The 20,915-nt window shown below is 67.2% G+C and carries 16 protein-coding genes; 7 read left to right on the forward strand and 9 right to left on the reverse strand.

Going from position 1 to position 20,915, the window contains the following annotated elements; translation table 11 throughout:
* Positions 1-47: 47 nt before the first annotated feature.
* Together G474_RS0107650 and cutA are read right to left on the reverse strand one after the other, a co-directional pair.
* Entirely contained in the window at positions 48-1,838 is a 1,791-nt protein-coding gene (locus G474_RS0107650; protein WP_026686454.1) for a protein-disulfide reductase DsbD, read from the reverse strand.
* Positions 1,823-2,158, reverse strand: coding sequence for a divalent-cation tolerance protein CutA (cutA, locus tag G474_RS0107655; protein WP_026686455.1), 336 nt, complete (start codon positions 2,156-2,158; stop codon positions 1,823-1,825). Before cutA ends, G474_RS0107650 begins: the two co-directional genes overlap by 16 nt.
* A gap of 78 nt (positions 2,159-2,236) precedes the next feature.
* Here cutA and G474_RS20040 point away from each other — a divergent pair, with 78 nt between their 5' ends.
* The 4 genes from G474_RS20040 to G474_RS0107675 all read left to right on the forward strand — a co-directional run bounded on the left by G474_RS20040 (position 2,237) and on the right by G474_RS0107675 (position 7,843).
* Positions 2,237-3,937: a putative bifunctional diguanylate cyclase/phosphodiesterase gene (locus G474_RS20040; protein WP_156919194.1), complete on the forward strand. Its 1,701-nt coding sequence runs from the start codon at positions 2,237-2,239 to the stop codon at positions 3,935-3,937.
* Between the two features lie 311 nt (positions 3,938-4,248).
* The gene (gene aspA, locus G474_RS0107665; protein WP_026686456.1) at positions 4,249-5,673 is read left to right on the forward strand and encodes an aspartate ammonia-lyase; all 1,425 of its coding nucleotides are present in this window, start codon (positions 4,249-4,251) and stop codon (positions 5,671-5,673) included.
* Between the two features lie 39 nt (positions 5,674-5,712).
* Complete coding sequence (locus tag G474_RS0107670) at positions 5,713-7,011, forward strand: dicarboxylate/amino acid:cation symporter (RefSeq protein WP_245589324.1); 1,299 nt, start codon at positions 5,713-5,715, stop codon at positions 7,009-7,011.
* A gap of 76 nt (positions 7,012-7,087) precedes the next feature.
* Positions 7,088-7,843: a sulfite exporter TauE/SafE family protein gene (locus tag G474_RS0107675; RefSeq protein WP_026686458.1), complete on the forward strand. Its 756-nt coding sequence runs from the start codon at positions 7,088-7,090 to the stop codon at positions 7,841-7,843.
* 27 nt (positions 7,844-7,870) lie between these two features.
* On the opposite strand, the gene G474_RS0107680 is transcribed toward G474_RS0107675, so the two are convergent.
* A complete protein-coding gene (locus tag G474_RS0107680) occupies positions 7,871-8,650 on the reverse strand; it encodes an ABC transporter permease (RefSeq protein ID WP_026686459.1) in 780 nt (259 codons plus the stop codon).
* 271 nt (positions 8,651-8,921) lie between these two features.
* On the opposite strand from G474_RS0107680, the gene G474_RS0107685 reads away from it, so the two are divergent.
* Positions 8,922-9,221: a hypothetical protein gene (locus G474_RS0107685; RefSeq protein ID WP_051282068.1), complete on the forward strand. Its 300-nt coding sequence runs from the start codon at positions 8,922-8,924 to the stop codon at positions 9,219-9,221.
* Positions 9,222-9,413: 192 nt separating this feature from the next.
* A complete protein-coding gene (locus G474_RS0107690) occupies positions 9,414-10,751 on the forward strand; it encodes a dicarboxylate/amino acid:cation symporter (protein ID WP_026686461.1) in 1,338 nt (445 codons plus the stop codon).
* Between the two features lie 77 nt (positions 10,752-10,828).
* Here the strand turns inward: G474_RS0107690 and G474_RS0107695 are convergent, their stop codons facing one another.
* From G474_RS0107695 to G474_RS0107720, 6 genes are all read right to left on the reverse strand, one after another.
* Positions 10,829-11,551 (reverse strand): response regulator, encoded by a 723-nt coding sequence (locus G474_RS0107695; RefSeq protein ID WP_026686462.1) that lies wholly within the window; start codon positions 11,549-11,551, stop codon positions 10,829-10,831.
* Positions 11,535-14,270 (reverse strand): sensor histidine kinase, encoded by a 2,736-nt coding sequence (locus tag G474_RS0107700; protein WP_026686463.1) that lies wholly within the window; start codon positions 14,268-14,270, stop codon positions 11,535-11,537. Before G474_RS0107700 ends, G474_RS0107695 begins: the two co-directional genes overlap by 17 nt.
* Before the next feature lie 117 nt (positions 14,271-14,387).
* Positions 14,388-15,038, reverse strand: coding sequence for a potassium-transporting ATPase subunit KdpC (gene kdpC / locus G474_RS0107705; protein WP_026686464.1), 651 nt, complete (start codon positions 15,036-15,038; stop codon positions 14,388-14,390).
* Between the two features lie 10 nt (positions 15,039-15,048).
* Positions 15,049-17,082 carry a potassium-transporting ATPase subunit KdpB gene (gene kdpB, locus G474_RS0107710; protein WP_281171717.1) on the reverse strand — a complete coding sequence of 678 codons (2,034 nt, stop codon included), beginning with the start codon at positions 17,080-17,082 and terminating at the stop codon, positions 15,049-15,051.
* A gap of 10 nt (positions 17,083-17,092) precedes the next feature.
* Positions 17,093-18,802, reverse strand: a complete 1,710-nt coding sequence (kdpA, locus tag G474_RS0107715) for a potassium-transporting ATPase subunit KdpA (protein WP_026686466.1) — start codon at positions 18,800-18,802, stop codon at positions 17,093-17,095.
* Between the two features lie 396 nt (positions 18,803-19,198).
* Entirely contained in the window at positions 19,199-19,915 is a 717-nt protein-coding gene (locus tag G474_RS0107720; protein ID WP_245589325.1) for an NUDIX hydrolase, read from the reverse strand.
* A 149-nt stretch (positions 19,916-20,064) separates the two neighbouring features.
* Between G474_RS0107720 and G474_RS0107725 the strand changes: the two genes are divergently transcribed.
* Entirely contained in the window at positions 20,065-20,904 is an 840-nt protein-coding gene (locus tag G474_RS0107725; protein ID WP_026686468.1) for a cysteine hydrolase family protein, read from the forward strand.
* Positions 20,905-20,915 lie beyond the last annotated feature (11 nt).

Raw genomic sequence — 20,915 nt, forward strand, 5'->3', positions numbered from 1 at the left:
TCTGGAGGCTTGACGAGGGCTGGGATTTTAGCACGTACGCCCGGGCCTCAACGGGACTGGACCCGGTCCAGGACCTGTCCGAAGGCGGCGGCATCCTGGAAGCCCACCACCCGCAGGCCGGGGATTTCCCGGCCGGCGGGGTCGAAGAAGATGATGCCCGGCGGGCCGAACAGCTTGAAACGCTGGAGCAGGGCCTTGTCGTCGGGGCTGTTGGCGGTCACGTCCGCCTGCAGCAGGGTGAAACGCTCCAGGCGGGCCTTGATGGCCGGATCGCTGAAGGTGAAGCGCTCCATCTCCTTGCAGGAGACGCACCAGTCCGCGTAGAAATCCAGCAGCACCGGCCGGCCGGCGGCGGCTGCCTCGGCCACCCGGGCTTCCAGGGCTGCCAGGTCGGCCACCCGGGTGAAGGGCAGCGGGGTTTCGGCAGCCTGGGCGCCGCCCTTGAACACGGCCAGCGGCTGGAGCGGGTCGCGGCTGCCGCCCAGGGCCCCCAGGATCAGGGCGGCGCCCGCCAGCAGCATGATCACCCCCAGGCCTTTCCAGAAGCGCTGCCAGCCCTTGGCCTGGGGCGGCAGGGGGTCCAGGGCGTGCAGGTAGATGGCGGAAAAGATCAGCAGCAGGGCGTAGGCCAGCATCTGGGCCAGGACCGGGATCACCGGCGACACCAGCCACACGGCGGTGGCCAGCAGGGCCACGCCGAAGCTGCGCTTCACCCCCTCCATCCAGGGACCCGAGCGGGGCAGCAGGGTGCCGGCGGAGAGGCCCACCAGCAAGAGCGGCACCCCCATGCCCAGGGCCATGGCGAACAGGGCGGCGCCGCCCAGCAGCGCATCGCCGGTCTGGCCGATGTAGAGCAGGGCGCCGGCCAGGGGGGCGGCGACGCAGGGACCGACGATCAGGGCCGAGAGGGCGCCCATGAGGAATACCGTGATGCCCCGTCCGCCCTGGAGGTGGCCGGACTCCTCCGAGAGCTTGCTCTGCAGGCTGGCGGGCAGCTGCAGTTCGTAGAAGCCGAACATGGAGAGGGAGAGCAGCACGAACACGCCGGCGAAGGCCGACAGCACCCAGACGTTCTGCAGGGCTGCGGAGAGCAGGGTGCCGCTGAGTCCGGCAGCGACGCCCACGGCGGTGTAGGTCAGCGCCATGCCCAGCACATAGACCAGGGACAGGGCAAAGGCCCGGCCCCGGGAGGCCTGCCGGCCCTGGCCGGCGATGATGCCCGAGAGGATGGGAATCATGGGAAAGACGCAGGGGGTGAAGGCCAGCCCCAGTCCGGCGATGAAGAAGATCAGCAGATTGGTCCAGAAACCGGCCTGGCCCAGGGTGGCGGCGATCAGGCCGCTTTCGTCGCCGCTGCGCTCCTGGCCCATGGGGGGCGCCGGCGGCACGCTGCCCTCGGCAGGCAGCTCCGCCGTCAGGGTCTGGGTCTGGGGCGGATAGCAGATGCCCTTGTCGGCGCAGCCCTGGGAAGTGATCTGCAGGGTGACGGCCAGGGGGCCGGAACTGTTGCGCTCCACCGGCAGACGCAGGCTCACCGCCTTGTAATACACCTCCATCAGGCCGAAGTTGTCGTCCTGCTTTTCCTTGCCCTTGGGCAGTTCCGGCGTGCCCAGGGTCAGCTCCCCGGCGCTGAAGCGGAACTTGTCCCGGTACAGGTAGTAGCCGGGCGCGATCTTGAAACTGACTTCCAGAGTCCGGTCATCCAGGGCGCGGACGCTGGGCTGGAAGGCCTGCAGGGGATCGAGGAATTCCTGGGCCCGGGCCGGGGCGGTGCCGAGCAGGGAGAACAGGGTCGCCAGGACGGCGAACAGGCGCAGGGAGTTCAGCAAACGGGCCATGGCCCCTCCGTTTCTTGGTGCACCCACTCCAGGTAGGCGGGCAGGCCGCTGCTTACGGGCAGGGCGATGATTTCGGGCAGTTCGTAGGGATGTTGGTTGCGGATGGCCGCCTCCAGTTCCCCATAGCGTTCCGGCCGGGTCTTGATCAGCAGGGGGATTTCCGTGGCGCTTTCCACCTGGCCCTGCCAGCGATACACCGAGCGGCAGGGGGCGAGGATGTTGACGCAGGCGGCCAGGCCGTTGCCGATCAGGGTGGCGGCCAGACGCTCGGCGCTGGCCTGGTCGGGCAGGTTGGTGAGGACGAGCAGGATGGGCGACATGGGCGCCATTTTAACGGTCATTCACAGCGGCGGGCGGCTTGGGACATAATGGCCCTTCCTGATGCCCATTGCTTACGCATGTATCGACCCCGTAGTGACCCTCCGCCCCTGAGCAGCGCCTTCCTCAAGTTGCCGGACACCTTGCTGCTGGTGTTCGACCGCAGCGGCCACCTGAACCTGATCAGCGATGCCTGGTCCGAGGCCCTGGGTTACGGGCTGGGGGAGCTGCAGCAGGTGAGCTTTCTCGACCTGCTCTACGAGGGGGACCGGGAAGCCTGCCGGGAGAAACTGGAGGCCATGGGCCGAAGCGGCAGCACGACCCTGCGCTTTGCCAGCCGCTGCAGCCGTAAGGAGGGGGGCTACCTGGGCGTGGTGTGGAACCTCACCTACGACGCGGCCGAGGCCCTGTTCTATGCCTCGGCCCACGAAACCGCCGTGCATCTGTGCGCCGAAGAGGCCCACCTGCCCGAGGTGTTCGTAGACGGGCTCACCGGCCTGCCCAACCGCAGCCTGTTCCTGGACCGCCTGGAGCACACCTTCCGCCGCCAGGAGCGGCGTCCGGAAATGCGTTTTGCCGTGCTGCACTGCGGCGTGGACCGTTTCAAGGTGATCAACCACAGCCTCGGGCACCGGATGGGGGACCTGCTCCTGATGAGCGTGGCCAACCTGATCCGCAACACCATCCGGCCCACCGACATGGTGGCCCGCTTGGCCGGGGACGAGTTCGGCATCCTCCTGGAAGACATCCGCGACGTGAGTTCCACCCTGCATGTGGTGAGCCGCATCCAGCAGAAGCTGCAGCTGCCCTTCGCCCTCCATGAGCACGAGGTGTTCAGCACCGTGTCCTTCGGCATCGTCGCCAGCGGCAGCGAATACCAGCAGCCGGAGCTGATGCTGCGCGACGCCAACCTGGCCATGGTGCGGGCCAAGGAGCAAGGGGGCGGCGCCTACATGGTGTTCGACCAGGACATGCACGACCAGGCGGTGCGCCGCCTGGAGCTGGAAATGGACCTGCGCCACGCCCTGGAAAGGGGGCAGTTCCAGGCCTACTACCAGCCCATCGTGGACCTGGAGCGGCAGACCCTGGCGGGTTTCGAGGCCCTGGTGCGCTGGAACCACCCGGGCAAGGGCCTGATCTCGCCTCTGGAGTTCATCCCCGTGGCCGAGGAAACCGGCATGATCGTGGCCCTGGGCCGCTGGATGCTGGAAGAATCCTGCCGCCAGCTGCGCCAGTGGCGGGAGCGTTTTCCGGCGGCCCGGGAGCTCAGCGTCAGCGTCAATCTTTCCAGCAAGCAGATCGTCCATGCCCAGCTCCTGGAGCATGTGCGCGGTGCCCTGGCCCAGAGCGGCCTGCCGCCCACGGCCCTGAAGCTGGAAATCACCGAGAGCGCCCTGATGCAGGAAACCGAGCGGGCCATTGCCCTGCTGCATGCGCTCAAGGCCATGGGCATCCGCATCCTGCTCGATGATTTCGGCACGGGTTACTCATCCCTGGCCTACCTGCACCGGCTGCCCATCGACACCCTCAAGGTGGACCGCTCCTTCATCAGCCACCTGCACGAGCAGGAAAACGACCGGCACTTCGTGGAAACCATCGTGCAGCTGGCCCGGCGTCTGGGCCAGGACGTGATCTGCGAAGGGGTGGAGCTGCCCCGTCAGGCGGAGATTCTGGCAGCCATGGGCGTGGGCTACAGCCAGGGCTTCCTGTACTCCCGCCCGGTGGCCGCCCACGAGGCGGAAATGCTGATTCTGGCCGGCCTCCAGCCCGGGGCTGCCTGAGCCGCCGGCCTGTCCCAACGACACCTGCTGCAGCCGGACATCGGCGCCGGGCCGCTGCCGGCCTCCCGCCGCGCTGATTTCCCGCAAACGCTTCAACCGGGGCCCGCCTGCCCCTGTCCGCCGTCTTCGGACTTCGGAAAACCGAGCCTTGGCCGGGCCGGAGCATCGGAAAACCGGCACTTTCGTTTCGTTCCCCTGGAAAAACCGTCGTGAAATCAATGCTCGGCAAATCTGTTGTCGCTGGCATGGGCTGTGCAATGCAGAAGCCAGCGGATGTTCCCCGTCCGACGACAACACTGCCAGGAGACAGCATGACCCAAAAATCATCCCACCGCCTCGAACATGACCTGCTGGGCGACCGCGAAGTGCCGGCCGCTGCCTACTACGGCGTCCATACCCTGCGGGCCCTGGAGAATTTCAACATCACCGGCATCTCCATCGCCGTCTATCCGGACCTGATCTGCGCCCTGGCCCAGATCAAGAAGGCCGCTGCCCAGGCCAACCGGCAGCTGGGTCTGCTCGATACCCGGCGCACCGATGCCATCGTCGCCGCCTGCCGCGAAATCATCGACGGCCAGTGGCACGAGCAGTTCGTGGTGGATGTCATCCAGGGCGGTGCCGGCACCTCGACCAACATGAACGCCAACGAGGTGATCGCCAACCGGGCCCTGGAAATCCTCGGCCACCAGCGCGGCGAGTACCAGTTCCTGCATCCCAACGAGCATGTGAACATGAGCCAGTCCACCAATGACGTCTATCCGACGGCCTTGAAGCTGGCCACCTATGTGGGCATCTTCCGCCTGGTGGATGCCATGGCCTACCTGCGCGCCGCCTTCGAGCGCAAGGCCGTGGAATTCGCCGACGTGCTGAAGATGGGCCGCACCCAGCTCCAGGACGCGGTGCCCATGACCCTGGGCCAGGAGTTCTCCACCTACGCGGTTATGCTGGGTGAGGATGAGGAGCGGCTCAAGGAAGCGGCGCTGCTGATCCGCGAGATCAACCTGGGCGCCACCGCCATCGGTACCGGCATCAACGCCCATCCCGACTATGCCGCCATTGCCTGCCGCAAGCTGGTGGAGATCAGCGGCGTGCCGGTGCTCACCGCCCCCAACCTGATCGAGGCGACCCAGGACTGCGGCAGCTTCGTGCAGCTCTCCGGGGTGCTGAAGCGAGTGGCGGTCAAGCTTTCCAAGGTCTGCAACGACCTGCGCCTGCTCTCCTCCGGCCCCCGCGCCGGGCTAGGGGAGATCAACCTGCCGCCGCGCCAGGCCGGCTCCTCGATCATGCCGGGCAAGGTCAATCCGGTGATCCCGGAAGTGGTGAACCAGATCGCCTTCGAAGTGATCGGCAACGACATGACCGTCAGCTTCGCCGCCGAAGCCGGCCAGCTGCAGCTGAACGCCTTCGAACCCATCATCGCCCACAGCCTGTTCAAGAGCGTGCTGCACCTGGGCAAGGGCTGCCGCACCCTGGCCGATTATTGCGTCGATGGCATCACCGCCAACCGGGAAGCCTTGCGCGCCAGCGTCGAGCGTTCCATCGGCATCGTCACGGCCCTGAATCCCTACATCGGCTACGCCAATGCCACTGAAATCGCCGCCGAGGCGCATCTCTCCGGCCGGGGCGTGGCCGAGATCGTCCTGGAGCGCCAGCTCATGAGCCCCGAACAGCTGGCCGAGGTACTGCGCCCCGAGGTGTTGACCCGGCCGCAAATGATCCAGCCCCGGGCCGCCTGACCCGCGTTCTTCCATTCCCAGAAGGAAACCCTCATGAAAATGAACCGGTTGACCACCCTGATCATGATCGCCATGGTGCTTGGCGTCGTGGTCGGCTATGCCTGCAACACCCTGGCCGGCAGTCCTGCCGAGGCCAAGGAGATCGCCGGCTATTTCGGCATTCTCACGGACATCTTCCTGCGCCTGATCAAGATGATCATCGCCCCCCTGGTCTTCGCCACCCTGGTGGTGGGCCTGGCGGGCATGGGCGACCCGAAGACTGTCGGCCGCATCGGCGCCAAGGCCCTGGGCTGGTTCGTCGGGGCCTCCCTGTGCTCCCTGGCCCTGGGCCTGGTGTTTGCCAACCTGCTCCAGCCCGGCGCCAGTCTGGGCGTGCCTCTGCCGGAAGTGGGCGCCGCAGTGGGTCTGAAGACCAGCGCCCTGAACCTGAAGGATTTCATCACCCACGTCTTCCCGAAGAACATCTTCGAGGCCATGGCGACCAATGAAATCCTGCAGATCCTGGTGTTTGCCGTGTTCTTCGGCCTGGCCCTGGGGCAGCTGCACAACCAGGCGGCGCGCAGCCTGGTGAATACCATGGACGAGGTGGTGCACGTCATGCTCAAGGTCACCAACTACGTCATGCGCTTTGCGCCGCTGGGCGTGTTCGGCGCGGTGGCCGGCATCATCACCACCCAGGGGCTGGGCATGCTGGTGGTCTTCGGCAAGCTGCTGGCGAGTTTCTACATCGCCCTCGCCGTGCTCTGGCTGGTGCTGATTGCCGCCGGCTATGCGGTGCTCGGCAAGGAGGTGTTCCGCCTGCTCAAGCTGGTGCGCAGCCCGATGCTGCTGGGGTTCTCCACCGCCAGCAGCGAATCGGCCTATCCCAAGCTGATGGAACAGCTGGAAAAGTTCGGGGTACGCGACCGCATCACCGGCTTCGTGCTGCCGCTCGGCTATTCCTTCAACCTGGACGGTTCCATGCTCTACTGCGCCTTCGCTGCCCTGTTCATCGGCCAGGCCTATGGGGTCGATCTCAGCCTGGGCACCCAGATCACCATGCTGCTGGTGCTGATGATCTCGAGCAAGGGCGTGGCCGGAGTGCCCCGTTCATCCCTGGTGGTGGTGGCGGCCGTGCTGCCCATGTTCGGCCTGCCCGAGGCCGGCCTGCTGCTGATCCTGGGGATCGACCACTTCCTCGACATGGGGCGCACCGCCACCAATGTGCTGGGCAATGCCCTTGCCACCGCCGCCGTCGCCAAGTGGGAAGGGGCCATCGAGCCGGTGGATGAGGCCCTCGCCGATGCTGAAGGGATGCTGCCCGCCGACGCCCAGGCCCCCGTGCCGGCCACGGCCTGAGATAATCCTCCCCAGGGCCCAGCCCTTGTTACCCGACCCGGCGCCTCTACGCCGGGTCCATTTTTTTGCGCCTGCCATGACTATTGAATGGTTCATCCTTGCTCCCGCCGCCTTCTTTGCCGGCATGGTCGATGCCGTGGTGGGCGGCGGCGGCCTGATCCAGATTCCGGTGCTGCTTTCCGCCTTTCCCCAGACCAGCATTCCCACCCTGTTCGGCACCAACAAGGTGGCCAGCATCACCGGCACCAGCGCCGCCCTGTGGCGCTACGCCCGGGCCGTTTCCATTCCCTGGCGGCTGGTCCTGCCCGCCACCGGGGCCGCCCTGCTGGGGGCCTGGCTGGGCGCGGCCGTGGTGGCCTGGATTCCCCGGGACGCCATGCGGCCCCTGGTGGTGGTGATGATGCTGGCGGTGGCCATCTATACCTTCCTGCGCAAGAACCTGGGGCAGGAGGAAACCCATGCGGCCCGCCCCGGCGACCTTTGGCGCGGCGCCCTGTTCGGCCTGGTGATCGGTTTTTACGACGGCTTCTTCGGCCCGGGGACCGGCAGCTTCCTGATCTTCGGCTTCGTGCGCCTGTTCGGCCTGGATTTCGTGCGCGCCTCGGCCAGCGCCAAGGTCGTCAATGTGGCGACCAATCTCTCGGCCACGGCCTTCTTCATCAGCCACGGCCCCATCCTGTGGCTCGTCGGCCTGACCATGGCCGCCTGCAATCTGGCGGGCGCCTACCTGGGCACCCATCTGGCCCTCAAGCACGGTGCCGGTTTCGTGCGCAAGGCCTTCCTGGGCGTGGTCAGCGTGCTGATCATCAAGCAGCTGCTCGAGCTGTTCTGAAGGCGCATCGCCCCGCCAGGGCGGGGCTTACTTCATCAGCCGGCGCCGGGTCAGCTTCAGGGCGATGCCGTAGGACACCACCGTCAGGGCCAGCAAGGTGAGTACCGGGGTGAGGATGTCCGGGGGCACCTGGCCGTTCAGCAGGGGACGCACCAGGGCCACGCCCTGGGCCAGGGGCAGCCAGGTGCCCAGCACGGCGAGCCAGCCGGGCAGCTGCTCGCTGGGGAAGAACACCCCGGAGATCAGGGTCATGGGGGTGATGAACAGGGTGAAGTAGTACATGAAGAAATCGTAGGAGGGGGCCAGGGCATTCCAGATCAGCCCCAGGGCGGCGAAGGCCAGGCCCGTGAGCACGATGGCCGGCAGGGCCCAGAGCAGCAGGGAGCCCTGGGTCAGGCCCAGGGCGAACACCACCGCCAGGATGGCGGCTCCGGAGATCAGGGACTTGGTGGCGGCCCAGGTCAGCTCGCCCATGAGCACGTCGGCCAGGCCCAGGGGGGTGTTGAGGATGGCTTCCCAGGTCTTCTGCACGTGCATGCGGGAGAAGGCCGAGTAGAGGGCCTCGAAGGTGGCCGCGTTCATGGTGGAGGAACAGATGATGCCGCCCGCCAGGAAGGCCACGTAGGACTGGCCCCCGTCCAGGGAGGGCAGCAGGTTGCCCAGGCCGTAGCCCAGGCCGAGCATGTAGATCATGGGGTCGGCCAGGTGGCCGAGGATGGCCGGCAGGGCCAGCTTGCGCCAGACCAGGAAGTTGCGCTGCCAGACGGGCAGCCAGGCCAGCAGGGAGGAGGTGGGCATGGGGGTCATAGGGCGGTCATCAGGGGCGGGCGCGCTTCCGGGGCAGCCGGTTTGGCGGCGGGAGGCGCCGGGGCAGCCCGGGTTTCACGGTGGGGCGATTGTAGCGCCAGCCTCCATGTTGCGATGCACCAGAATTGCGCCTAGTCCCGCTCTCCATGCACCAATTAAACCAGTATTTTCTCTAGGGTTATTTCCTATCTCGTTGATTTTGATGGGATAGGGTTTTGGCATGGTTTTCGCAAAGTGCTCACCAGGTAACACTCTCGAGAGGATGCACATCATGGAAGACCCCTACGAACTTCCCCGCCTGCTGGCCCGCTTCAAGCTGCAGGTGCGCCGTCTGCTGAATCAGGCCGTGGACCTGGAGAAACTGGCCAAGGACCCGGAATATGCCCAGGTACGGCTGGCGGAAATCGAGGAGGTGGCCGACGACGAGGAACTGCTGGTCACCCTGGTGCGCCTGCGCACCCTGCTCTGTCCGGTAGCGGCTGCGCCAGAATCCCCGGCCCCCGCCCTGGGCGAGAATCCCCAAACCCGGGCCGCCGCCCGGGATTACCGCTTCGGCGCCAGGGCCTGGTAAGCCGCCGTCCGGAAATCCGGATGGTCCGAGAGGCTCCATCCGGATTTCCGAACGCCGCTGCTTCAGGCCGGGAAACTGGATTCCTTTGAATTCAATGGCTTGAGACTTCTATAAGACACAACAGCGCCTGGCACAGCCTCTGCAATAGAGGAGGGCTTCCCATGGTGGGAGGCCCAACCAGGAGGGTAACCCGTGTCTGCAACAGCGAATAAATCCAAGAGCCTGTACATCCAGGTCATCATCGCCATCGTCATCGGTGTCGTACTCGGCCATTTCATGCCTGATCTGGGCGCCCAGATGAAACCCCTGGGGGATGGCTTCATCAAGCTCATCAAGATGATCATCGCCCCGATCATCTTCTGCACCGTGGTGGTCGGCATCGCCGGCATGGAAGACATGAAGAAGGTGGGCAAGACCGGCGGCTATGCCCTGCTCTACTTCGAGATCATGAGCACCGTGGCCCTGATCATCGGCCTGATCATCGTGAACGCCGTGCAGCCGGGCGCCGGCATGCACGTGGATCCGGCCTCCCTGGACGCCAAGGCCATCGCCAGCTACACCGATCCGGCCAAGATGCAGACCACCACCGAATTCCTGCTGCACATCATCCCCACCAGCGTGGTGGATGCCTTTGCCAAGGGTGACATGCTCCAGGTGCTGCTGTTCTCGGTGCTGTTTGGCTTCGCCCTGCACGCCTTCGGCGGCCGCGGCAACATCGTCTTCGACGTGATCGAGCGCCTCTCCCATGTGCTCTTCCACATCGTGAACATGATCATGAAGCTGGCCCCCATCGGTGCCTTCGGCGCCATGGCCTTCACCATCGGCAAGCACGGGGTCAGCTCCCTGCTGCAGCTGGCCCAGCTCATGGGCTCCTTCTACGCCACCTGCCTGATCTTCATCTTCGTGGTGCTGGGGGCCGTGGCCCGCTTCCACGGCTTCTCCATCTGGAAGTTCATCAAGTACATCAAGGAAGAACTGCTGCTGGTGCTGGGCACCTCCTCCTCCGAATCCGCCCTGCCGCGGATGATGGCCAAGCTGGAAAACCTGGGCGCCAAGAAGACCGTGGTGGGCCTGGTGATCCCCACCGGCTACTCCTTCAACCTGGACGGCACCGCCATCTACCTGACCATGGCCGCCGTGTTCATCGCCCAGGCCACCGACACCACCATGACCCTGACCCAGCAAATCACCCTGCTGGCGGTGCTGCTGGTGACCTCCAAGGGCGCCGCCGGGGTGACCGGCTCCGGCTTCATCGTCCTGGCCGCCACCCTCTCCGCCGTGGGTGGCATTCCCGTGGCCGGTCTGGCCCTGATCCTGGGCATAGACCGCTTCATGTCCGAAGCCCGGGCCCTGACCAACCTGATCGGCAACGGCGTCGCCACCCTGGTGGTGGCCAAGTGGTGCAAGGAGCTGGACATGAACCAGCTGCACCAGCACCTGAACAACGAGACCGTCGCCGAAGCCGACGACCCGGAACTGGTCCTGGACGCCCAGGAAGCCCACCTGGCCACGGGGGCAGCCAAGGCCTGAGCCTGGTCCCGGCAGCCCAGGGGCGGTGCAGATCCGAAAAGGGCTGCACCGCCCTTTTGCCATCCTGGGGCGGGCGGCTAAGGTTCTTGCGGCAGGAAGCGCAGGCCGACGCCCGGTTCGGTGATGATGTAGCGGGGTGCCGAAGCGTCCTCCCCGAGTTTCTGGCGCAGCTTCCCTACGAGCACGCGCAGGTAATGGGCGTCCTCCACGTGGGTCGGGCCCCACATGTCCCGGAGCAACTGGGTCTGGGTGATCAGCCGGCCGGGTTGGCGCACCAGCAGGGTGAGCAGGGCAAACTCCTTGCGTGTCAGTCCCACTGCCTGGCCGTGGAGGGAAACTTCCCGGGCGGCCAGGTCCACCCGCAGGGTGCCGTCGTCGTAGACCGGCGCCGGCTCACTGCGTAATCCGGCCATGCGCAGCAAGGCGCGGATGCGCGCCAGCAGTTCCTCGACCCCGAACGGCTTGGTGACGTAATCGTTGGCCCCGGCGTCGAGCAACGCCACCTTCTCGGTTTCCCCCGAGCGCACGGTCAGGACGATGAGCGGCACATTCGACCACTGCCGGAGTTCCTGCAGCACCTCCCGGCCGTCCCGGTCGGGCAGGCCCAGATCCAGGATCACCAGGTCGGCCCCCTTGCTGGCCAGCAGGGTCAGTCCTTCCTGGCCGGTGGCGGCCAGCAGGGTTCCGTAGCCCTGGGACCTGAGGCTGATGTCGATGAACTTGCGGATCTGCGGCTCGTCGTCGATGACCAGGATCCGGGCCAGGGCGGCGCCGGGGGGGCTGTCATGGAGAGGGGGCATGGGCATGGTGCTCCTGGCTCGGGTAAGGGCCCCAGGGAAGGGTCAGGCAGATGGTGGTGCCCTGGTCATCCAGGCCGGGCAGGGCCTCGACGCTGCCCATGTGGGCGCCCACGATCCCCTGGACGATGGTCAGACCCAGGCCGGTGCCGTGCCGGCCCCGGTCCCCGCGCTCGACGCTGTAGAACATGTCGAAGATGCGCCGCCGTTCGTCTTCCGGGATGCCCGGGCCACGGTCCGAAACGCTGATGCGCAACTGATCATCCTCCGTGCGCCGGACCTGGACCCGGATGGGCTCCTGGGGCGGGGAGAATTTTGCCGCGTTCTCCAGGACATTGAACAGGGCCTGCTCGATCAGCGCCGGGTGGACGTGAATCGGAGGCAGGCCGGGGGGGATGTCGTGCTCTATGCGAGCCCCGGGTTCATAGCGTTGCAGGCGCCGGGAGGCGGAACCCACCAGTTCGTCTATGCCGATCCAGTCCCGGCTCAGGGTCAGCCCCTGCTGGCCCAGACGGGTCATGTCGAGCAGGTTCTGGATGTAACGATCCAGGCGTTCTCCCTCCACGTGTATGGTTTCCAGCAGGCTGTGCCGGTCTTCCGGGCCCATGTCCTGGCCGTAGCGTGACAGGCTGTCCGCAGCCCCGATCATGGAAGAGAGGGGGGAGCGTAGGTCATGGGACACGGAAGAAAGCAGCGCCGAGCGCAGCCGCTCGGTTTCGCCCGTGACCCGCGCCACTTCCAGCTCCGACACCAGGCGGGTGCGCAGGGCCGCCTGCCCGATATCGTCCACCATGCTTTCAGCCAGACGGCGCTGCTCGAAGGACAGGCGCCCCATGCCCGAGGGAAAGCGCAGGCCGACCACGCCCAGGGAATCCTTGTCCGGGCACACCGGCAGGAACCACCAGGTGGAGTTGCTCAGGGTATCCGTGTAGCGGCCGCTGGCCTGGCCATGTTGCTGGGTCCAGTCGGCGGCGACCCGGTCCTTGTCGGTGAGCTGCCTGGCGTTGCCGGCCGGGCCCGATTCGGTGTTGATGCGCATCCATGCCTCGGCGTGCAGGGTCGATTGCAGCACCGCCGAGCCCGCTGCGATGACCTGCCCGAGATCGGCGGCCTGGGCCAGCTTGCGGCCCAGATTCTGCATGGCCGTGGCGTGGTTGTTGGCCGCCCGCAGGGCCACCACCTGCATGCGCAAACGGGAGGCCAGGCGTCCGGCAATCAGGGCTGCCGCGAGAAAGCAGAGCACCGTGGCCACGCCCCGGTGGGCGCTGATCAGGAAGGTGTAGCGGGGGTCGATGAAAAAGAAGTTGTAGGCCAGAAAGCACAGGACAGCGGTGATCACGGCTGCCGCCATGCGCGTCCGGGCCGCCACCAGCATGACCGCCACCAGAAACACCATGGACAGGTCCTGAAGGCCCAGAAAGCGTTCGGCCAGGGCCGCCGTGCCGACGGCCCCCAGGCTGGCCACCAGGATCAGCGCCGGCTCCCGCCGGGTGAGCAGCTCCCCCCGGATGTCAGTCAGTCCCAGGGCCTGTTTCCGGGCCTGGGGCGTGCTGACGATGGTCAGTTCGTAACGGGCACCCCGGAGCAGCAACTGCTGGGTCAGGGTGCGGTTCAGGAGCCTGGCCATGAAGCGGTCGCGGCTGCGGCCGATGACGATGGATCTGGCGCCCCGCACCGCGGCGGCATCCAGCAGGGCCTGGGCCACATCGGTGTTATGCAGCACTTCGGTATCGCCGCCCAGGCTGCGCGCCAGGGCAAAGGCCTTGTCGATCTCCATCTGGCGTTGTTGCTCGGCCCGGACGCCGGTGCTGGCCCGGGCCTGCGGCAAATCCTCGGCCAGCCGGGTCGCCTCGGCGGAGCGCCCGGTGTCCACCGTGACCACGGACCAGGGGGCGCCCCGGCGTTCAGCGATCCTGGCCCCGGCCCGGACCAGATATTCCGAGTATTCCCGGCCATCGATGGCGATCAGCACATGGCGCTGGATGGCGCTGCCTTCCAGCCCCCGGGCCGTGCGCTTCTCGCGCAGGTCGGTGTCCACGTATTCGGCCACGGTCTGCATGGCCAGTTCGCGCAGGGCCGTGAGGTTGGAGGGGGAGAAGAAGGCCTGCAGGGCGTGTGCCGCCTGTTCCGGCAGATACACCTTGCCCTGGTTCAGGCGTTCGATCAGTTCCCGTGCCGGCAGGTCCACCAGCCGGATGTCCCGCAGCCGTTCGAACACGGCATCGGGTACGGTTTCACTGACCCGGACGCCGGTGATCTGGTACACCAGATCATTCACGCTTTCCAGGTGCTGGACATTGACCGTGGTGTAGACGTCGATGCCCGCATCGAGGAGCTCCTCCACATCCTGCCAGCGCCGTTCGTGCCGGCTCCCGGGAATGTTGCGGTGGGCCAGTTCATCCACCAGGGCGATGGCCGGCTGGCGCGCCAGCAACCCGTCCAGATCCATCTCCTCCAGTTGCCGGCCCTGGTATTCCACCCGTTTCCGGGGCAGCAGCGGCAGGCCCTCGGCCATGGCCAGGGTCTCGGCGCGACCGTGGGTCTCGACGATGCCGATCAGCACGTCCATGCCCTGGCGCTGGAGTTCCCGGGCCCGGGTGAGCATGGCGTAGGTCTTGCCGACCCCGGGGGCAGCTCCGAGAAACACCGTCAGCCGCCCGGCGCTCTGGCGTTTGAGTTCGCCCAGCAGGGCATCAGCCTGTTCAGTTTGTCTGGCACCCATGGCGTGCTCCATCTTCAAGGACGTCCTGCCGTAATACTGCCCGCTTTGCGGCAAAGAGCGGGGGGCAATTCGGCCCGGAACTCCCCGGTTCTGGCCGCCCCGGTTCTAGCGGGCCCCTCATCGCCTGGCGGTCCCAGGTTCCGGGGCTGCCGGAGGCAGCGCATCCAGGGCCAGGTTCAGTTCCAGCACATGGACCCGGGGCTGGCCCAGCCAGCCGAACTGCCGGGCTTCAGTGTGCCGGGCCAGCAGCGTCCCGACCTCCTCCACGCTCAGCCCCCGGGTCCGCGCCACGCGCTCCAGCTGGAGGGCGGCCGCCGCGGGGCTGATATGGGGATCGATGCCGCTGCCGGACTGGGTGAGCAGATCCCCGGGGACGGCGGCGGGGGCGGCTCCTTCCTGCCCGGCCAGGGCGGTGCGGGAGCTGTCGATACGCCGCTGCAGTTCCGGATTGCTCTGGGCCAGGTTGCTGCCGGCCAGGGCCATGGGGTCGTACCCGGCCGCCGAGGGGCGGGGGTGGAAGTAGCCGGCAGCGGCAAAGGGTTGGGCCACCAGCGCGGAGCCCCGGATCTGGCCGCCCGCCTCGATCAGGCTGCCCCTGGCCTGGTGCGGGAACAGGAGCTGGCCCAGGCCGACGCCCGCCAGGGGGTAGAGCAGGCCGAAACCGATTAGCGAGATCAGCGCCAGAACGATGCCACCGCGCAGCAGGCCCCGGTCGGAAATGCCCGGGGCCGCTGCCCCGGTGTTCGTGTGTAGAGTGGAATGGAACATGATGGCAGCCTCAGAGGGAGAACAGGGGGGCGATCAGGAGGTCGATGGCCTTGATGGCGATGAAGGGCAGCAGGACTCCGCCCACGCCGTAGATCAGCATGTTGTTGCGCAGCAGCTGGGTGGCGCCCGCCGGCTTGAAGCGCACCCCCCGCAGGGCCAGTGGAATCAGCAGCGGGATGATGAGGGCGTTGAAGATCAGTGCCGACAGTACCGCACTGGTCGGGCTGGAAAGCTGCATCACGTTGAGTGCCGCCATTTGCGGAATCGTGGCGGCAAACAGGGCGGGCAGGATGGCGAAGTACTTGGACACGTCGTTGGCCAGCGAGAAGGTGGTCAGGGCCCCCCGGGTGATCAGTTGCTGCTTGCCGATTTCCACGACTTCCAGGAGCTTGGCCGGGTCACTGTCCAGATCCACCATGTTGGCGGCCTCCTTGGCGGCCTGGGTGCCCGAGTTCATCGCCAGACCCACGTCGGCCTGGGCCAGGGCCGGGGCGTCGTTGGTGCCATCGCCCACCATGGCCACCAGGCGCCCGCCGCGCTGCTCGGCGCGGATGCGGGCCAGCTTGTCCTCCGGCCGCGCTTCGGCGATGTAGTCATCTACCCCGGCCTCGGCGGCGATGTTGGCCGCGGTGAGGGGGTTGTCGCCGGTGATCATCACGGTCTTCACGCCCATGGCGCGCAGGCGGGCAAAACGCTCCTTGATGCCGTGCTTGATCACGTCGGACAGTTCGATAACCCCCAGCACGTGGCGCCCGTCGCAGACCACCAGGGGGGTGGCGCCCTTGCGGGCCACTTCCGTAACCCGGGCCTCCAGTTCGCCGGGAATGAGGCCACCCTGTAGCTGCACATGCCTGGCGATCGCATCCAGCGCGCCCTTGCGGATGATCCGCCCGCCGGGCAGATCCACCCCCGACATGCGCGCCTGGGCCGAGAAGGGCACGAACAGGGCGCCTGCGGGGGCCTCAAGCCTGGCGTCCCGGCCCCGGGCCAGTTTGACGATGGACTTGCCCTCCGGTGTCGGGTCGGCCAGCGAGGCGAGCAGGGCGGCCTGGCGCAGGTGCTCGGCATCGACCCCGGCCAGGGGGTGGAAGGCGGTGGCCTGCCGGTCCCCGTGGGTGATGGTGCCGGTCTTGTCCAGCAGCAGCACGTCCACGTCGCCCGCCACCTCCACCGCCTTGCCGGACTTGGCCAGCACGTTGGCCTGCAGGGCCCGGTTCATGCCGGCGATGCCGATGGCCGGCAGCAGGCCGCCGATGGTGGTCGGGATCAGGCATACCAGCAGGGCGACCAGCAGCACCAGGTTGGTGTTCACTCCGACGAAACTCCCGATGAAGGGCAGGGTTGCGACGACGATCAGGAAGGTCAGGGTCATCACGCCGAGCAGGATGCCCAGGGCGATTTCGTTGGGGGTCTTCTGCCGGTTCGAGCCTTCCACCAGGGCGATCATCCGGTCCAGGAAGCTGTGGCCCGGTTCGGCCGTCACCCGCACCACGATGCGGTCGGACAGCACCTTGGTGCCGCCGATCACGCCGGAGCGGTCAGTGCCGGCCTCGCGCAGCACCGGGGCCGATTCCCCGGTCACGGCAGCCTCGTTGATGGTGGCCAGCCCTTCGATGATTTCCCCGTCGGCCGGCACCAGCTGCCCGGCTTCGATCAGCACCAGATCCCCGGGCCGCAGTGCGGCGGCGGCTACCGTCTGCTCCCCGCCGGCCGGGGCCAGTCGGCGGGCGGTCAGGTCCTGGCGGGCCCGGCGCAGGGAGGCCGCCTGGCCCCGTCCCCGGGATTCGGCCACGGCTTCGGCAAAGTTGCCGAACAGCACGGTGATGAGCAGCGCCAGGGTCACGGCCCAGCCGAAGCCGGGCCGGGCCTGGCCGGCCAGGGTGGCCCCGGCGGTCACCAGGGTGCCGAGCCAGACCACGGCCATCACCGGGTTCCGGATGATGTGCCGGGGCGCCAGCTTGACGAAGGCATCGACCAGCGCCGGTGCCAGATGCTGCCCGCCTGACAGGGGGCGCTCTTGTTTCTTGGCAGTCATGTGCTTCATGGTGGGTTCCTCAACGGGCCGCCAGGCTCAGGTGATCGGCCACCGGGCCAAGCACCAGCACCGGCATGAACTGGAGCAAGGTCAGGATGACGATGACGGCGATCAGGGTGAGTGCAAAAGTCGGGGTTTCGATCTGCAGGCTACCCGTGCTTTCCGGGGCCTGACGCTTGCGGGCGAGTAGGGCGGCGATGACGAGCGGGATGATCAGCGCGGGATAGCGCCCGAGGGCCAGCACGACGGCGCAGGAGACGTTCCACCACACCGTGGCATCGCCCAGGCCTTCAAAACCGGAACCGTTGTTGGCAAAGGCCGAGGTGTACTCATAGAACACCTGGCTGATGCCATGGAAGCCCGGGTTCGAGTTGCCCGCCAGCCCCGGCACCGCCAGGGTGATGGCGCTCAGGCCCAGGAGGACCAGGGGCTGCAGCAGCACCAGCACGGCCAGCAGCCGGACTTCCTGGGCCTCGATCTTGCGACCGAACAGCTCCGGTGTGCGTCCCGTCATCAGCCCCGCCAGGAACACGCCCAGCAGCAGATACACGATGAACTGCTGCAGGCCGCAGCCGATGCCGCCCCAGATCGCGTTGATCAGCATGTTGCCGAGGGTGATCAGGCCGGTGAGGGGCGCCAGCGAGTCATGCATGGCGTTGACCGAGCCGTTGGAGGTCTGGGTCGTCAAAGCTGCCCACAAGGCGGAGGGGCCGGGGCCGAAGCGGACCTCCTTGCCCTCCATTATGGCCATCGCCCCGGCCCCGGGGGCATAGGTTTCGGACCACAGGGCCAGGCCGGCGGAAGCCAGGGACATGCTCAGCATGGTGCCGAGCACCAGGGCGGCAAACCTGGGTCGGCCGGTGAAGGGGCCGACCATGAAGGCCACCGTCACGGGCACCAGGATCAGGGCCAGGGTTTCGAGCAGGTTGGAGAGGGGGGTCGGATTTTCCAGCGGTACCGCGCTGTTAGGGCCGTACCAGCCGCCGCCGTTGGTGCCGAGCTGCTTGATGGCGACCATGGGAGCAACGGGCCCCAGGGGAATCTTCTGCGCCTGCAGTTGTACCGTTGCGTCCACGGGGACGACCTGGGGGCCGCCGGCGAAGGTGGCCGGCACGCCCTGGCTGGTCAGCAGTACCGACCACAGCAGGCACAGGGGCAGCATGAAGCGCAGCGTCGGCCGGATCACGTCGGCCCAGTAGTTGCCGACGTCCACCGGCAGCTGTTCCTGGCCTTCGGCCTTGCGGGCTTCGGCGTTGCGGCCGCCGCACAGGCCGCGCAGCGTGGCGGCGACTAGCGCCAGACCCATCATCGGCGTGACCACCTGCAGGGTGACGATGCCCAGCATCTGGGCCAGGTAGGAGAGCTGGGCCTGCCCGGAATAGTGCTGCTGGTTGGTGTTGGTCAGGAAGGAGACCATGGTGTGCAGGGCCAGGTCCCAGCTCATGTTGGGGGCGCCATCGGGATTGAGGGGCAGCCAGGCCTGGGTCATCAGGAGCAGCCAGACGGCGCTGCCCAGCACCAGGTTGCTCACCAGGAAGGCCCCCGCATAGCCGCGCCAGCTCATGCCGCGTCCGGGGTCCGTGCCGATCAGTCCGTAAAGGCCGCGTTCCAGCCCCAGAAACAGCCTGTCGCCCCGCATCGGGGCGCCGCGCAGCACCGCAGCCAGATAGCGGCCCAGGGGCCAGCCCAGGATCAGGGCCAGGGCAAACACAAGGAAGAATTCATTCATGGCCGGGGCACCTCCTGGAGCCGGGAAGGGAGCGCGTGCAGGGCTGCCTGCTTGACAATAGCCTGCTGCCGACCACGGGGCGCATGATTGCAGCAGCCAGCGTCCCGGAGGCCGGGCGCAGCAGGGCAGGGGGGATGAGGGGCGTGTTGTTGTCCGGGGGCGTGCCACAGCCCGGGAGACGGGTCTTGGGGTCCATGATTCTTTCGCGAAGGGATGGCGAAATAGCCAGGCTCAAGTATTCAGCTGCTGCCCGTAAATTCTCCATTCCAGAAACGGCGGGCGGCGTAAATTCTGCGTAAATTCACGGACCTTCCCCCTGGAAGGCCTGGCAGGGGACACGGCCAGGCCCGGGAGGGTGTCTGGCTCCGGCAGGAGCTGGGGAAAGGGGTGTGCGGCTCAGCCCGTACTCAGGCCCCTATCCGTCAGGGACAGGCGGTTCCGGTACCTGGCCTTGAGTCGGTAGAGCTGGGCGGGGCGGTGGGCCTTGCCGGTTTCCAGGGCGCCTTCGATGGGTTCGAGGATGTCGAATTCCTCGATCTTGCGGCGGAAGCTCACCTTGTTCAGGGGTTCTCCCAGCAGGGTTTCATAGACGGCCTGGAGCCGGGGCAGGGTGAAGGTCTCGCCGCACAGGTACACGGGCAGGGAGGAATAGCTGCTCTTGTTGCGCACCCGCTCCAGGGCGGCGGCGACGATCTGCTGGTGGTCGAAGGGCAGGCCGGCGATGCCGTCGGCGGGAACCAGCACCACTTCCGGGTGGCCGGCCGCCTCGATCACCTCGGGGGGCACCAGGGCGTAGTAGCAGATGGAGAGGGACCAGCCCCGGGGGTCCCGGCCCCGGCCCGAGAAGGTAGCCAGCTGTTCCAGATAGGGGCTGACGATGCCGGTCTTGTCCCGCAGCACCCGCACGGCGGCGGCCTGGGTGTCGCCATCCTGGTCCGGGTGGATGTAGCCCCCGGGCAGGGCCAGCACCCCGGCGAAGGGCTCGTGGTCCCGGCGCAGCAGGGCCACCTGGAGGCTGTCGTGCAGCAGGGTGAGCAGGATCACGTCCACGGTGCAGATGATGGTGTTCATGGCCAGGGGTAGCGGTTCCGGGGTGCTTAGGATAACAGGCATGCAAACTTCGGTGCAGGGCGGGGGCTCGGCCTTCCTAGCCTTCATGGAAGCGCCGCAACTATTTCGTCCTGCTTAGTTGCAAAAATAAACTAAGTTGCTAGAATGCAGTCATGCACCGGATGGCGGTGCCTGTTGGCAGGAGAAACATCATGGCAAAGCTGGCGATACATCTGTTGATCATCGATCCCCAGAACGATTTCTGCGATCTTCCCGAGTCCCTCTGCGACGGCCACGTGCCGGCCCTGCCGGTGGCCGGGGCCCACGCTGACATGCTGCGCCTGGCGGCGCTGATCGATGCGGGCGGGGCGGGCCTGACGGAAATTTCCGTGACCCTGGATTCCCACCAGCGCCTGGACATCGCCCACCCCACTTTCTGGGTTCAGGGGGACGGGCAGGAGGTGGCGCCCTTCACCCCGATCCGGGCCGCCCAGGTCCGGGACGGGGGCTACCGGCCCCGGGCGGCCAAGGCCCTGCCCCGGGTGCATGCCTATCTGCAGGCCCTGGAAGCCGCCGGGCGCTACACCCACATGGTCTGGCCGGTGCACTGCGAGCTGGGCACCTGGGGCCACAACGTGCACGCTGCCCTGCGGGCCGCCTACAACCGCTGGGAAGAGGCGGGCGGCACCGGGGTGCACAAGGTGATCAAGGGCACCCACCCCTGGACCGAGCACTACAGCGCCATCCGCGCCGAGGTGCCGGACCCGGCGGTCCCCGAGACCCTGCTCAACGAGCATCTGCTGGCCCGGCTGGCTGCCGCCGACCAGGTGCTGATCGCCGGCGAGGCGGGCAGCCACTGCGTCAAGGCCACCACCGAGCACATCGTCGAGGCGCTGGGGCCGGGCCGGCTGGTGCTGCTCCAGGATTGCATGAGCCCGGTGGGCGGCTTTGAAGCCCAATACCAGGACTTCCTCCAGGCCATGGCGGCCCGGGGCGTCCGCATCGCCAGCAGCGGGGAACTGCTCCCCGAACTGCAGGCCAACGCCGGCTGAGGCCGGTTGTC

The sequence above is a fragment of the Azovibrio restrictus DSM 23866 genome (assembly GCF_000429665.1).
Lineage (GTDB): Bacteria > Pseudomonadota > Gammaproteobacteria > Burkholderiales > Rhodocyclaceae > Azovibrio > Azovibrio restrictus.

Excerpts from the sequence above, each read along its gene's own strand:
- G474_RS0107650 (WP_026686454.1), bottom strand. The coding sequence starts at position 1,838 with ATGGCCCGTTTGCTGAACTCCCTGCGCCTGTTCGCCGTCCTGGCGACC.
- cutA (WP_026686455.1), bottom strand. The coding sequence starts at position 2,158 with ATGTCGCCCATCCTGCTCGTCCTCACCAACCTGCCCGACCAGGCCAGC.
- G474_RS20040 (WP_156919194.1), top strand. The coding sequence starts at position 2,237 with ATGTATCGACCCCGTAGTGACCCTCCGCCCCTGAGCAGCGCCTTCCTC.
- aspA (WP_026686456.1), top strand. The coding sequence starts at position 4,249 with ATGACCCAAAAATCATCCCACCGCCTCGAACATGACCTGCTGGGCGAC.
- G474_RS0107670 (WP_245589324.1), top strand. The coding sequence starts at position 5,713 with ATGAACCGGTTGACCACCCTGATCATGATCGCCATGGTGCTTGGCGTC.
- G474_RS0107675 (WP_026686458.1), top strand. The coding sequence starts at position 7,088 with ATGACTATTGAATGGTTCATCCTTGCTCCCGCCGCCTTCTTTGCCGGC.
- G474_RS0107680 (WP_026686459.1), bottom strand. The coding sequence starts at position 8,650 with ATGACCCCCATGCCCACCTCCTCCCTGCTGGCCTGGCTGCCCGTCTGG.
- G474_RS0107685 (WP_051282068.1), top strand. The coding sequence starts at position 8,922 with ATGGAAGACCCCTACGAACTTCCCCGCCTGCTGGCCCGCTTCAAGCTG.
- G474_RS0107695 (WP_026686462.1), bottom strand. The coding sequence starts at position 11,551 with ATGCCCCCTCTCCATGACAGCCCCCCCGGCGCCGCCCTGGCCCGGATC.
- G474_RS0107700 (WP_026686463.1), bottom strand. The coding sequence starts at position 14,270 with ATGGGTGCCAGACAAACTGAACAGGCTGATGCCCTGCTGGGCGAACTC.
- kdpC (WP_026686464.1), bottom strand. The coding sequence starts at position 15,038 with ATGTTCCATTCCACTCTACACACGAACACCGGGGCAGCGGCCCCGGGC.
- kdpB (WP_281171717.1), bottom strand. The coding sequence starts at position 17,082 with ATGAAGCACATGACTGCCAAGAAACAAGAGCGCCCCCTGTCAGGCGGG.
- kdpA (WP_026686466.1), bottom strand. The coding sequence starts at position 18,802 with ATGAATGAATTCTTCCTTGTGTTTGCCCTGGCCCTGATCCTGGGCTGG.
- G474_RS0107720 (WP_245589325.1), bottom strand. The coding sequence starts at position 19,915 with ATGCCTGTTATCCTAAGCACCCCGGAACCGCTACCCCTGGCCATGAAC.
- G474_RS0107725 (WP_026686468.1), top strand. The coding sequence starts at position 20,065 with ATGGCAAAGCTGGCGATACATCTGTTGATCATCGATCCCCAGAACGAT.